This window comes from Bradyrhizobium sp. LMTR 3 (genome assembly GCF_001693485.1).
In the GTDB taxonomy this organism is placed as follows: domain Bacteria; phylum Pseudomonadota; class Alphaproteobacteria; order Rhizobiales; family Xanthobacteraceae; genus Bradyrhizobium.
This window is the reverse complement of sequence record NZ_MAXC01000033.1, coordinates 359,382-372,520: the sequence shown is the minus strand read 5'-3', so window position 1 is coordinate 372,520 and position 13,139 is coordinate 359,382. Positions and strand designations below refer to the sequence as shown.

The following is a 13,139-nucleotide window of genomic DNA, read 5'->3' as shown; positions in this document are numbered from 1 at the left end:
GTTACTTCTTGCCGCTGGCCGCCGCGACTTCGGCTGCGAAATCGGATTCCTGCTTTTCGATTCCCTCGCCGAGAGCATAGCGCACAAATCCGGCAATCTTCACAGGCGCGCCGATCTTGCCTTCGGCTTCCTTCAGGGCTTGCGCGACCGACTTGCCCTTTTCGTCGTGGATGAACGCCTGCTCCACCAGGCAGACTTCCTTGTAATAGGTCTTCAGGCCGGACTCGACGATCTTCTCGATCACGTTTTCCGGCTTGCCCTGCTGGCGATACTTGTCGGCCAGCACGTCCTTTTCGCGCTTCACGATCTCGGGGTCGAGGCCGGACGGATCCAGTGCCTGCGGATTGGTCGCAGCCACATGCATCGCAAGCTGACGTCCGAGATGCGCGAGTTCATCGGTCTTGCCGGTGGACTCAAGCGCGACCAGCACGCCCATTTTGCCGGCGCCATCGATCACGGCGCCATGGATGTAGCTAGACACCACGCCCTTGCCGACCTCGAGCGAGGCAGCACGGCGCAGCGTCATGTTTTCGCCGATGGTGGCGATCGCGTCCGAAATCGCGGTTTCGACGGTGACGCTGCCGACCTTCGCCGCCTTGATCTTCTCGACGTCGGCGCCGACGTCGAGCGCGACCTGCGCGATCATCTTGACGAGGCCCTGGAACTGCTCGTTGCGGGCGACGAAATCGGTCTCGGAATTGACTTCGACCACGACGCCCTTGACGCCGAGGGTAACCGCGCCGATCAGGCCTTCGGCCGCGACGCGGCCGGCCTTCTTCGCGGCCTTCGAGAGGCCCTTCTTGCGCAGCCAATCCTGGGCGCCCTGCATGTCGCCCGCGGTTTCGGTGAGCGCTGCCTTGCAGTCCATCATGCCCGCGCCAGTCGACTCGCGCAGTTCCTTGACCATTGCCGCAGTGATCGTTGCCATCGTCGAATATCCTTCTTGCCTGTGAGCTGCGGGCGCGGCGCGCGCTTTGCACCGTGCCGTCGTCAGCTACAGGGAATGCCGTATCTGGGGAGCAGGACCGGTGGCCGGAAGACCCGGCCACGCGGCGAACCAATTATTCCGCTTCCGCGGTCAGCGTCTTGGCCTGGGCGACCCAGGCATCGGCCCGGCTCGGAAGACCAACCTCTTCACCGATCTTGTGCGCGGTGTCGTGGTCGAGTTCGGCAAGCTGCCAGTAATGGAAGATGCCGAGGTCGTTGAGCTTCTTCTCGATCGTACCCGACACGCCGGTGAGCTTCTTGAGGTTGTCGGCAGTGCCGCGCGGACCGGCCAGTCCCTGGAAGCCGGTCGGCTGGGGCGCTGCCGGAACTTCCTCGCGAACCGGCTGAACGGCGGCGCCGATATCGATGCCGGAATCGCCCTGCGCGCGCGAAATGCCGTCGATGGCGGCGCGGGCAATCAGGTCGCAATACAGCGAAATGGCGCGGCCGGCATCGTCATTGCCCGGCACCACGAAGGTGATGCCCTTGGGGTCCGAGTTGGTATCGACGATCGCGGCAACGGGAATGTTGAGCCGCTGCGCTTCCTGGATCGCGATGTCTTCCTTGTTGGTGTCGATCACGAAGATCATGTCGGGGAGACCGCCCATGTCCTTGATACCGCCAAGCGAGCGGTCGAGCTTGTCGCGCTCGCGCTGCAGCGTCAGCCGCTCCTTCTTGGTGTAGGAGTTGGCCTCGCCCGACGACAGCACCTCATCGAGGTGACGCAGGCGCTTGATCGATCCCGAAATCGTCTTCCAGTTGGTCAGCGTGCCGCCGAGCCAGCGTGAATTGACGAAATACTGCGCCGAGCGCTTCGCCGCCTCGGCAACGCCGTCCTGCGCCTGGCGCTTGGTGCCGACGAACAGGATGCGGCCGCCCTTGGCAACCGTGTCGGAAACCGCCTGCAGCGCACGATGCAGCATCGGCACGGTCTGGGCGAGATCGATGATGTGGATGTTGTTGCGTGCACCGAAAATGTAATCCGCCATCTTCGGATTCCAGCGGTGCGATTGGTGGCCAAAGTGGACGCCAGCTTCCAAGAGCTGACGCATGGAAAAATCGGGTAGCGCCATAGTGATAGTTCTCCGGTTGGTTCCTCCGGAAACGTGTGAGCAAACGAGCCTGACTGGCCCGGTTGCCACCGGACGGCCTTTGAGAGCCATGTTTCCGTGTGAGATGGCGCGCTATATAGCCGGATTCCAGCCGGAAGCAAGGAAATACAGCCGCTTGTTCGGTCTTCCAGATCAGCGTTTTAGGGCCGCTCCGGCCAGACCCGGGATCTGGCCGGCTAACGATCAGCATCGGCCCGGCAGGCAACCCCTGCCCGCGGCAGCCGGAGCAGCCGGAGCCGGGCGCGGTGCAGCCATCGCCGGGGCCGGCGCCGCACGCGGTGCAGCCATCGGCGGTGGTGCGGCCATCCGCGCGGGTGCCGGGGGTGGTGCGGCCATCCTCGGCGGCGGCGGTGGCGGCGCCGCCATCCGCGGCGGAGGCGATGGGGGCGCGGCCATACGCGGCGGCGGGGCCGGCGGCGCAGCCATCCTGGGTGGAGGCGACGGTGCGGCCATCCTCGCCGGTGGAGGCGGCGCGGCCATCCTGGGCGGGGGCGATGCCGGAGTTACTCGCGCTGCCGGCGGTGGTGGGGGCCTTGCCACATGCACCGCAGACGGTGGCGGGCCACGCCGCAGCTCAGGTTGCGATTGAGGTCTTGGCGCAACCGCAGCAGCCGGCCTTGATGGCGCGGCGGCACTGGGTGGCGGCGCAACCGCGGGCTGCCGGCCCACCGGAGCCGCGGGAGCCGTGGCGCCAATGGCCGGCCGCGCACCGACAGCGCCGGGTGCAGTTGGCGCCGCTGTTCCCGGGCGCAACGCACCCGGCAATGGCCTTGCGTTCGGATTGACGGCGGCGCTTGGGGGCGCGGCTGGCGCGCCCCTGGCGCCCGGAACCGGCAGGGCGTTGGTGCCCGGCAGGGGCTGCCTCGACGGCAGCGCGGCTGGTGCGTTCGCCGGCTGCACCGCGCCAGGCCGTCCGGTCTGCCCAGCCGGAGCAGCGGGCAAACCGGTCCTCACGGCAGGATTGATCGTGGCGCTTGGCGGCACCGGCGCTCTGCCCTGCTGGATCAGGGTGGCCCGTTGTGCCACGGCAGGCGGCAGCGTCGGTGTGGCGCCACCAACCTGGGCCGGCGCAACCCTCGGCGCCGGGGAGCCGGGACGTCCCCTGTCGCCAATTCCCGCTGCAGGCAAAGCGGACTGCGGCCTGTTGATGACGTTGTTGATCACGGCCCGGTTGTGGATGTTGGCAAAGATGATGTTGTTCGGCGGCGGCGCCACATAGCGCGGCGGCCTCACATAGACCGGTATCGGCACAAAGATCGGCTGCGGCAGGATGAACAGCCCGATCGGCGGCGGTGGCGGCTCCAGCACCACGAAATCATCCGGCGGCGGCGGCAGGTAGTAGACCGGCGCCGGTGGCGGCGGCACAAAATCGAACTCGGGATCGCTGAACACCAGCACGGGACGATCCACATAGATGATCTCGTCCGGCGGCGGCGGCGGCACGTCGTAATCGATGACATCGAATGTCGGCGGCGGCTCGACCGGCGCAGTGAGAATGACCAGCCGGCGGCGCGCGTCGGCCGCATGAGGCCCGCGCGGGTAGCGTTGCAGATACGACCAATAGGCGTTCGGGGTGTCGGCGCGGTAGGTGCGGCGCCAGGTGATCGCTTCGCGCCGCGCCGCCACGATCGCCCTCACCCGCTTTGCCAGGGGATCGCTCGCGTAGGCTCCGAGAAAATCCTCGTAGCCCTGCAACGTGTCGCGCTCCAGCGCTGCGGCATAGGCGTCCTGCACGCCGAGATCGCGGATCGGCTTGTCCCTGATAGCAGCGACCTGATCCGGCGGCGGCGCAGCGGGCGCATCGGGGGCGCGCTCGAAGAACGTGAAGCTGGCGTCGATCTTCTGGCTGTCCCACGGCACCTGCGCGCCCTTGGCTGCTTCGTTGACGCGAAGCCGTAGGCGATTGAAGACCTCCGGCAGCGGCAATCCACCGGTCCGGATCATCTCGGCCAGCGATTGGGCGTAGATGCCGTACGGTCCCTGCTCGGCAGGCGCTACCGTCCCGGGCGCCGCGTTGAACGCGATCAGCATATGCGCATCAGCCTCGACCAGAGCGAGACCGCTTGCGATCTGTCCCTCGACGAACGGCTGCTGCCGCGCCGCGTCCAGCACGACGATTCCGGCCTTCAACGGCAGCGAAGCGAGTTGGCGGATGTAGTCACCGGTCCGCAACGCCTCGGTCGGAACGTCGGTATCCCGGTTGATCGCGGAATCGACCGGCACGAAATAGTTCTCGCCGGCCAATTGCAGCCCGTAACCGGCCAGATAGACCATCGCGACCGTGTCCGGCCCCGAGCTTTCGGCCTTCTGGATGAAGTCGCGGAAACTCTTGCGCAGCGTGTCGCCATCGAGGTCGCGGGCGCCGATCACGTCGAATCCCGCCGCCTGCAAGGTTTGGGCGATCAGGCCGGCATCGTTGGCCGCGGTCGCCAGCGGCGATTTCGCATAGGCGGCATTGCCGACCACCAGCGCGATGCGCTTTTCCTGCTGTTGTGCAGCGGCGGAGCTCAAATGACCGGCCAGACCGGACATCGCGACGAGACACACCGAGAGGATCGACAAACTTCTTGCTACCCGCATGGGATCCCACCTGTCTCCGCCCGCGCTGTATAGGACGCGCGTTAAGCTGAACCTTTCTTGAACAAATGCGCTCTCAGCAAGGCATGCCGCAAGTCAAATCGAGCCCTGGATTCCTGGTCCTCCCGGTTCCGGCACCGAGATTCGCATTGTCGCGGCCGCCCGGCGGGCGTATCCTTTCACCCCTAATCGTGTTCGCCCGCATCGTGAGGCGACTGCGCGAGTTCCTCCCGGTGTGCGGAATGCCCATGCAATGGAGGAAATCATCATGACCGTCGCCCCAACCTTGCAGAAATACCTGGATCAAAGCGTCACCTACGACGTGATCCCTCATGCCCCCACGAAGTCATCGACGCGCACAGCAGAAGCCTGCCACGTGCCGGGCGATGCGCTGGCCAAGGCCGTTGTGCTGCGCCGTGACGGCGGCTACATGATGGCCGTTCTTCCGGCCTCCCATCACCTGCATCTGTCGACCCTGAAGAGTCAGCTCGGTCACAAGGTCGACCTGGCGAGCGAAAAAGAGATCGCGGAGCTGTTTGTCGACTGCGACATTGGAGCCATCCCGCCGGTTGGCGAGTGCTACGGGCTCGACGTCATCGTCGACGACAGCATCGACGCGCGACGGGATATCTACATGGAGGCCGGCGATCATTCGACGCTGATCCGTATGGACGGCGAGCAATTCGCGCGACTCAACGCCAAGGCCTGGCGCGGCCACTTCAGCACGCACGATTGAGGCCGCTCGATCATGCCGACGCCCGCGTCGATTTCGACGCGGGCTCTACTCGTTAGAGCGTTTTCAAGCGAAGTGGACACCGGTTCGCGTCAAGAAAACGCGTCAAAACAAGAATCTAGAGCCCGGTTCTGATTCAATCAGAACCGAAAAGGCTCTAACGCGAGGGCTGCCGCGCATCAGTGATGGGCGGCAACGCTCTTCACGCACCCGGCCAGCAAATCATTGGGCGCCGCACGGCTGACGTCGCCGAGGCTGATCATGCCGACCATTCGCTTGCTCTTGTTGATCACCGGCAACCTGCGGACCTGCAGCGTCTCCATGTGATGGACGGCCTTGGCAAGGTCATCGTCCTCGCGGCAGCAATGTATGCCTTCGGTCATCACGTCGCGCGCCTGCGCACGGCTGGGGTCGAACTTGCCGTTCGCAAGCCCTTTGCAGACGATGTCGCGATCGGTGACCATCCCGACCAGATGGTCGTCCTCTCCGATCGGAATGCAGCCGATGTCATGTTCTCGCATCAGCTTCGCGATTTCGGTGACAGGCGTATCGGGGTTGACCCAGTCGACGCCCTTGTGCATCGCGTCTTTGACTTTCATGGCGGACCTCCGTAACTGCGATTTCAGGTAATACTCCCGTGATGCAGCACAGTTCCCCCTCGGTTCGATTATATGATGCTTCGGGTAGGTCGGCATCGAAAAAGGCAATGACAACTTCTTGAATTCACTGAACGCGTCGTTGCGCGGGTTGAAGTGCCCCGCGCAACGTCGTCGCCCAACTCAGAAGGATGTCAGAAGAAGCCGAGCTTCTTCGGGCTGTAGCTGACCAAGAGGTTCTTGGTCTGCTGGTAGTGGTCCAGCATCATCTTGTGGGTCTCGCGGCCGACACCCGATTGCTTGTAACCGCCGAACGCGGCATGCGCCGGATAGGCGTGATAGCAATTGGTCCAGACGCGGCCCGCCTGGATGGCGCGGCCGAAGCGGTAGAGCCGGCTCGCATCGCGGCTCCAGATGCCGGCGCCGAGACCGTAGAGCGTGTCGTTGGCGATCGCGAGCGCTTCGTCGTCATCCTTGAAGGTCGTGACCGAAACGACCGGTCCGAAGATCTCTTCCTGGAAGATGCGCATCTTGTTGTTGCCCTTGAACACCGTCGGCTTGACGTAGAAGCCGCCGGCGAGGTCGCCCGGCAGTTCGTTGCGCGCCCCGCCGGTCAGCACCTGCGCGCCCTCCCCGCGGCCGATATCGATATAGGACAGGATCTTGTGCAGTTGTTCGGAAGATGCCTGCGCACCGATCATCGTCGCCGGATCGAGCGGGTCGCCCTGCACGATCGCCTCGACCCGCTTCAAGGCCCGCTCCATGAAGCGGTCGAAGATCTTTTCGTGAATCAGCGCACGGCTCGGACAGGTGCAGACCTCGCCCTGGTTGAACGCGAACATCACGAAGCCTTCGATCGCCTTGTCGAGGAAGTCGTCATCCTCGGCGGCGACGTCCTTGAAGAAAATGTTCGGCGATTTGCCGCCGAGTTCGAGTGTCACCGGAATGAGGTTCTGGCTGGCATACTGCATGATCAGCCGGCCCGTCGATGTTTCCCCGGTGAACGCAATCTTGGCGATGCGCGGCGATGAGGCCAGTGGCTTGCCGGCCTCGAGACCGAAGCCGTTGACGATGTTGAGCACGCCGGGCGGCAACAGGTCGCCGATCAGCCCTGCCCACACCATGATCGCGGCCGGGGTCTGTTCGGCCGGCTTCAGCACCACGCAGTTTCCGGCAGCCAGCGCCGGCGCCAGTTTCCAGCACGCCATCAGCAGCGGGAAGTTCCAGGGAATGATCTGGCCGACGACGCCGAGCGGCTCGTGGAAATGATAGGCGACGGTATCGTGATCGATTTCGGAAAGGCTGCCTTCCTGGGCGCGGATGGCGCCGGCGAAGTAGCGGAAATGGTCGATGGCGAGCGGAATGTCGGCCGCGGTGGTCTCGCGAATCGGCTTGCCGTTGTCCCAGGTCTCCGCAAGCGCGAGCAGGTCGAGGTTTTCCTCCATCCGGTCGGCGATGCGGTTCAGGATCAGGGCGCGTTCGGCGACGCTGGTGCGGCCCCAGGCTTCCTTGGCGGCGTGCGCCGCGTCGAGCGCGTCTTCGACGTCCTGCGCTTCGGAGCGCGCGACCTCGCAAAGCAGCCGGCCATTCACCGGCGAGAAATTCTCGAAATAGCGGCCCGAACGCGGCTCGGCCCATTTTCCGTTGATGTAGTTCCCGTATCGCCTTTCGAACGGGGCCTTCGCAGTCCGTGAGAATTCGACCTTGTTCATGGCTGTTCCTCGCTATGGCGTCGCTGGATGCGGCGCTCTGGGAAAACCATGGCGAAGGCAGAGTTTATTGTCAGTCCGCCCAAACCTGATCGCCGGCGCGCGTGTCGCAGAACTGCGACAGTCGAATGGGAAAAATCCTTTAGCTCCACTGCGTCATAAGCCCCTCATGGTGAGGAGCGCCAACGGATCGCGCGAATGCGCGCCCGATGACAGGCTCCGCGCGTCTCGAACCATGAGGCTCCGTCTGTGGCCTACATCCTTCGAGACGCACGCTGACGCGTGCTCCTCAGGATGAGGGGTTTGGAGCGGTTCTGACGCAGCAGAGTTTAGTGAGCGCGGTGGAGATCGAGGCGCCGCAGCTTCCGGTGCAGGGTCGCGCGGCTGATGCCGAGTGCCTCGGCGGCCGCCGAAACGTTGCCGCCGCTGCGCGCCAGCGCCCGTTGCACGGCCACCCGCTCGGCCTGGTCGAGATCCCGCGACGGGCTGGAGGTCCCGTCGAGCAGGTCGGCCGCCGGCAGCGGCTTTTTCCGAAAATCCCTGCTCACGCCGAGCGCCAGCCGCGCCGAGCGCATCGCGCCGATAACGAGATCATCCGCATCGACTGCGACCAGCCCGCCACCGCCACGGTTGACGTCGGGCGCGAACAGGAAGCGGGCGTTCGGAAACGCCAGGCGGAAATTCTCCATCTCGATCCGACGCGCAGCATCACCGACCGCGATGGCGATGAGATTGACGAAGCCTTCGGTGAGATCAGCGCGGCATGAGGATACATCGAGCGCCGCGGCCAGCCTGCCCTCATGATCGTAGATCGGCGCCGATGTGCAGCTCAGCAGCGTGTTGCGCGCGTAAAAGTGCTGGTCGCGATGAACGGTGAGCGCGCGTTGCTCGGCAAGGCACGTTCCGATGCCGTTGGTGCCCTCGCACCCCTCGCTCCAGACCGTGCCGGTCCACAGGCCCCATCCCTTGAAAGTCTCGTCGTCGCAGGCGGCGCCGCGCCGGTCGACCGGCACTCCGTTGCGGTCGGCGAGCAGCACGCAGCAGCCGACGCCGCCGACCGCCAGAAACAGCCGGTCGAGATTGGATTGCGCGGCGCGGACCAGCGGCTCGATCTGCTGGCGCGCGAATTCGAATTCGGCTTGGCTCAATCGGCGCGGCAGATTGCATTCGGCGGGGTCGAGGCGATGAAAATTGGACGACCGGCGCCAGGACGCGACCACAGTCGACGTGGCAGCCGAGCCGTGCGCGACCGTCGCCTGCACCTGATCGGCATGGTGTTTGGTGGTCTGCGCCACGCTATCCTCCCGGAATGCAACCCTACCCGGCGGGCGTGACATAGCGAATTGATCTGGATCAAACGAGGGCGACCTTGGTCCTATCTCGCCTCAAGCTGTAGGAGCCGCCGCCATCACGTTGATGATGCAGACACAAATTAGCAGTATACCGTCTCAGCCAAACGCTATCCGCCCCGCTCCGGCCCGCCTACAGCGTTTGCACGTCCACCACGCCGGCCACCGCCTTGATCGCACCCGCGATCTGCGGCGAGACCTTGAAGCGGCCCGGCAGTTTCATCTCCACCTCGGTCTGCAGATCGAGCATGATGACGAGCGAGACGTCGCCATCGGCGCCGCCCGATGGCGCGGGCGCAGGCTTCGCCGGCAGGCCCTTGGCCGAACCGTTTTGCGCGGATGCTTCCGGCATGTTGAGCCGTCGCGCAATCGAATCCAGCGGTTTGGTGTCGCGAACGAAGATCCGCAGGCCCTTCTGGGTTTTGGCCGCGGCGTCATCCAGCGGCTCGGCATGCAGCACCCGCGCGCGCACGTCTTCGCCCTGCAACTCGGCGCCGAGCTGCAGCAATACGGCCGCCCCCGGCTCCAGCACATCGCGGTATTGCGCCAGGCCTTCGGAAAACAGCACCGCCTCGAAATGTCCGGTCGGGTCGGACAGGCCCATGATGCCCATCTTGTTGCCGGTCTTGGTGCGGCGCTCCATGCGCGATACCACGGTCGCCGCGACCTTGCCCGCGGTCGCGCCGGTCTTCACGGCACGCGAGAATTCCGCCCAGGACTGCACCCGCAGCCGCTTCAACACGGTGGCGTAGTCGTCGAGCGGATGGCCGGACAGGAAGAAGCCGACGGCATCGTATTCGCGGCGGAGCTTTTCGGCCGGCAACCAGGGCTCGATCTGCGGCAGCATGATGGTCGGCGCGTCGGCAGCATTGCCGAACATGTCGTTCTGACCGATCGTTGCGGCTTCGTGGCTGCGCTGACACGCGGCGAGAATCGCGTCCGCCCCGGCAAAGACGCGGGCGCGGTTCGACTCGAGCGTGTCGAATGCGCCGGCCGCGGCGAGGCTTTCGATGATGCGCTTGTTGATCGAGCGCGGATTGACGCGGGCGGCGAAGTCCGCAAGCGAGGTGAAGGCGCCCTTCTTGCGCTCCTCCACGATCTGCTCGACTGCCTGCAGGCCGACGCCCTTCAGCGCCGCCAGCGCATAGTAGATGGTTTTCTCGCCAACCTCGAAGGTGGCGCCCGAGCGGTTGATGTTCGGTGCCTCGACCTTGATGCCGAGCCGCTGCGCCTCGGCGCGAAATTCCGAGAGCTTGTCGGTGTTGTTGAGTTCGAGCGTCATCGACGCCGCCAAGAACTCCACCGGGTAATGCGCCTTCATGTAGGCGGTGTGGTAGGACACCAGCGCGTAAGCCGCGGCGTGGCTCTTGTTGAAGCCGTAGTCGGCAAATTTGGCGAGCAGTTCGAAGATCGTGTCCGCCTGCCCCTTCGGCACGCCGTTCTTGACGGCGCCGGCGACGAAGATCGCGCGCTGCTTCTCCATCTCGGCGCGGATCTTCTTGCCCATCGCGCGGCGCAAGAGGTCGGCGTCGCCGAGCGAATAGCCCGACATTACCTGCGCGATCTGCATCACCTGTTCTTGGTAGATGATGACGCCGAACGTCTCTTTCAGGATCGGCTCCAGGACGGGGTGCAGATATTCCGGCTCCTCGTCGCCGTGCTTGCGCGCGCAATAGGTCGGGATGTTGGCCATCGGACCCGGACGATAGAGCGCCACCAGCGCGATGATGTCTTCGAAGCGGTCCGGCCGCATGTCGATCAGCGCCCGCCGCATACCCTGGCTTTCCACCTGGAACACGCCGACCACATCGCCCCGCGCCAGCATCTGGTAACTCGACGCATCGTCGATCGGCAGCGTCGCCAGGTCGATATGGATGTTGCGTTGCTTGAGCAGTTTTACCGCGACGTCGAGCACCGTCAGCGTCTTCAGGCCGAGGAAGTCGAACTTCACGAGCCCGGCCGGCTCGACCCATTTCATGTTGAACTGGGTCACCGGCATGTCGGATTTGGGATCGCGATAGAGCGGCACCAGTTCGCTTAACGGCCGGTCGCCGATCACGATGCCGGCGGCGTGGGTCGAGGCGTGGCGCGTCAGTCCTTCGAGGCGCTGGGCGATGTCAAAGGCGCGCGCGACCACCGGATCCTCGTCGCGGAACGCCTGCAGCTTGGGTTCACCCTCGATCGCCTGCGCCAGCGTCACCGGCGCGGCGGGATTTTGCGGCACCAGTTTTGTGAGCTTGTCGACCTGGCCGTAGGGCATCTGCAGCACGCGGCCGACGTCGCGCAGCACTCCGCGCGCCTGCAGCGTTCCGAAGGTGATGATCTGCGCCACCTGATCGCGGCCATAGCGCTGCTGCACGTAATCGATCACCTCGCCGCGGCGGTCCTGGCAGAAGTCGATGTCGAAGTCCGGCATCGAGACGCGTTCGGGGTTGAGGAAGCGCTCGAACAGTAGCCCAAAGCGAATGGGATCGAGGTCGGTGATGGTGAGCGCATAGGCGACCAGCGAGCCGGCGCCGGAGCCGCGGCCCGGACCGACCGGAATGTCGTGGGCCTTGGCCCATTTGATGAAGTCCGAGACGATCAGGAAGTAGCCCGCATAGTTCATGCGGTTGATGACGTCGATCTCGAAGGCGAGACGCTTCTGGTATTCCTCTTCCGTCGCGCCGGGAGACAGGCCATGAACTTGGAGACGCCGTGCGAGCCCCGCCTCGGCCTGACGCTTCAGCTCCGCCGCTTCTTCGGTTGCCGCGTCGGAGCCCGAATCGGCACCGACGGTGAAACGCGGCAGGATCGGTTTTCTTGTCTTCGGGCGAAACGAGCAGCGCTCGGCGATCTCGATCGTGGAGGCCAGCGCTTCCGGAACGTCGGCAAACAGCACCGCCATTTCGGCGCGGGTCTTGAAGCGGTGATCGGGGGTGAGCTGCTCGCGGTCGGTCTCCGCGATCAGCTTGCCGCCGGCGATGCACAACAGCGCGTCATGGGCTTCATAGTCATCGTTCGACGCGAAATATGGCTCGTTGGTCGCGACCAGCGGCAGGCCCTTGGCGTAAGCGAGATCGATCAGGCCGGCCTCGACGCGACGCTCCTTGTCGACGCCGTGACGCTGCAATTCGACATAGAGGCGATCGCCGAACAGGCCCGCCAGCCGGTCGATACGCCCGGCTGCAAGCGCTGTGTGATCGGCGTTGAGCGCCAGTGAAATCGGGCCGTCAGGGCCGCCGGTCAGCGCGATCAAATCCTCGGCATCGCCCTCCAGCCATTCGAGCTTGATGTGCGGCGATTGATGGACCGGTGTTTCCAAGAAAGCCCGCGAGTTCAGCCGCATCAGGCTGCGGTACCCGCGCTCGCGCGCCGCCAGCAGTACGATTCGCGACGGCGTGGCGGCAAGCGAATTACGGGCATTGGGATCCTGGTCGCCGAAATCGACGGCGAGCTCGCAACCGACAATCGGCTGGATGCCGTAGCCTGCCATCTTGTCGGAGAATTCCAGCGCTCCGAACATGTTGTCGGTGTCGGTCAGCGCTAAGGCCGGCTGGCGATCGGCTTTCGCCAGTTCGCCTAGCTTGGCGATCTTGATGGAGCCCTTCAGCAGCGAATAGGCCGAATGAACGTGGAGATGAACGAATCCGGCACTGGACATGCGCTAAAGGGGCTCTTGCATCGTGATGGAGAGCGATCGCCGGCAGCTAAGGGAGCGCCGACTCGCTGCCGCAATGGTGATGCCTTGGCCGGACGGAGTCCACGCGGAACGCCACTTGCGAACCCGCCATCCGGCTTTTCCCCAGCCCACCCCGCAAGCCGAATCGGGCCGGGTCTCCTCCGCGCCTCAAAGCTGCGGAATCACCTGCGCCCACACCGCGATCATCCCGACAAACAGCGTAATCGACGCCAGAGCTGCCGCCTCTTCCACGAACATCCGCAACATGGTCCGACTCCCATAGTCAAAGAACATATGAGGAACATTGTTCCTTTTTTGTTCTCTGAGTCAAGGCCCGTCTCACGGCACGTCTTGCGACCATTCCGGCTTGGTTAACCCGGCCAGCCGCCAGCAAAAAAAGCCCCGGGAAGGTCCC

Annotated in this window: 8 protein-coding genes; 1 reads left to right on the top strand and 7 read right to left on the bottom strand. The window is 64.7% G+C overall.

The genetic code is table 11. The features are described from left to right. Position 1 precedes the first annotated feature (1 nt). The 3 genes from tsf to LMTR3_RS22585 form a co-directional block, all read right to left on the bottom strand. On the bottom strand, positions 2 to 928 hold the full coding sequence (gene tsf / locus LMTR3_RS22595) for a translation elongation factor Ts (protein WP_065747183.1): 927 nt from the start codon (positions 926 to 928) through the stop codon (positions 2 to 4). 133 nt (positions 929 to 1,061) lie between these two features. Further along, positions 1,062 to 2,060 carry a 30S ribosomal protein S2 gene (locus LMTR3_RS22590; protein WP_057843031.1) on the bottom strand — a complete coding sequence of 333 codons (999 nt, stop codon included), beginning with the start codon at positions 2,058 to 2,060 and terminating at the stop codon, positions 1,062 to 1,064. 222 nt (positions 2,061 to 2,282) lie between these two features. After that, positions 2,283 to 4,679, bottom strand: coding sequence for a caspase family protein (locus LMTR3_RS22585; RefSeq protein ID WP_065747182.1), 2,397 nt, complete (start codon positions 4,677 to 4,679; stop codon positions 2,283 to 2,285). Positions 4,680 to 4,944: 265 nt separating this feature from the next. Here LMTR3_RS22585 and LMTR3_RS22580 point away from each other — a divergent pair, with 265 nt between their 5' ends. Continuing rightward, positions 4,945 to 5,412 (top strand): aminoacyl-tRNA deacylase, encoded by a 468-nt coding sequence (locus LMTR3_RS22580; RefSeq protein ID WP_065747373.1) that lies wholly within the window; start codon positions 4,945 to 4,947, stop codon positions 5,410 to 5,412. A 176-nt stretch (positions 5,413 to 5,588) separates the two neighbouring features. Here the strand turns inward: LMTR3_RS22580 and LMTR3_RS22575 are convergent, their stop codons facing one another. The 4 genes from LMTR3_RS22575 to dnaE form a co-directional block, all read right to left on the bottom strand. After that, positions 5,589 to 6,008 (bottom strand): CBS domain-containing protein, encoded by a 420-nt coding sequence (locus tag LMTR3_RS22575; RefSeq protein WP_065747181.1) that lies wholly within the window; start codon positions 6,006 to 6,008, stop codon positions 5,589 to 5,591. 191 nt (positions 6,009 to 6,199) lie between these two features. Beyond that, positions 6,200 to 7,717: an aldehyde dehydrogenase gene (adh, locus tag LMTR3_RS22570; protein ID WP_065747180.1), complete on the bottom strand. Its 1,518-nt coding sequence runs from the start codon at positions 7,715 to 7,717 to the stop codon at positions 6,200 to 6,202. Between the two features lie 326 nt (positions 7,718 to 8,043). Next, entirely contained in the window at positions 8,044 to 9,051 is a 1,008-nt protein-coding gene (locus LMTR3_RS22565) for a helix-turn-helix domain-containing protein (RefSeq protein WP_065747179.1), read from the bottom strand. 145 nt (positions 9,052 to 9,196) lie between these two features. After that, positions 9,197 to 12,706 (bottom strand): DNA polymerase III subunit alpha, encoded by a 3,510-nt coding sequence (gene dnaE / locus LMTR3_RS22560; RefSeq protein WP_065747178.1) that lies wholly within the window; start codon positions 12,704 to 12,706, stop codon positions 9,197 to 9,199. Between the last annotated feature and the right edge of the window lie 433 nt (positions 12,707 to 13,139).

Bases quoted from the DNA above. Each gene is read 5' to 3' on its own strand.
- tsf (WP_065747183.1), bottom strand. From the start codon at position 928: ATGGCAACGATCACTGCGGCAATGGTCAAGGAACTGCGCGAGTCGACT.
- LMTR3_RS22590 (WP_057843031.1), bottom strand. From the start codon at position 2,060: ATGGCGCTACCCGATTTTTCCATGCGTCAGCTCTTGGAAGCTGGCGTC.
- LMTR3_RS22585 (WP_065747182.1), bottom strand. From the start codon at position 4,679: ATGCGGGTAGCAAGAAGTTTGTCGATCCTCTCGGTGTGTCTCGTCGCG.
- LMTR3_RS22580 (WP_065747373.1), top strand. From the start codon at position 4,945: ATGACCGTCGCCCCAACCTTGCAGAAATACCTGGATCAAAGCGTCACC.
- LMTR3_RS22575 (WP_065747181.1), bottom strand. From the start codon at position 6,008: ATGAAAGTCAAAGACGCGATGCACAAGGGCGTCGACTGGGTCAACCCC.
- adh (WP_065747180.1), bottom strand. From the start codon at position 7,717: ATGAACAAGGTCGAATTCTCACGGACTGCGAAGGCCCCGTTCGAAAGG.
- LMTR3_RS22565 (WP_065747179.1), bottom strand. From the start codon at position 9,051: ATGTCACGCCCGCCGGGTAGGGTTGCATTCCGGGAGGATAGCGTGGCG.
- dnaE (WP_065747178.1), bottom strand. From the start codon at position 12,706: ATGTCCAGTGCCGGATTCGTTCATCTCCACGTTCATTCGGCCTATTCG.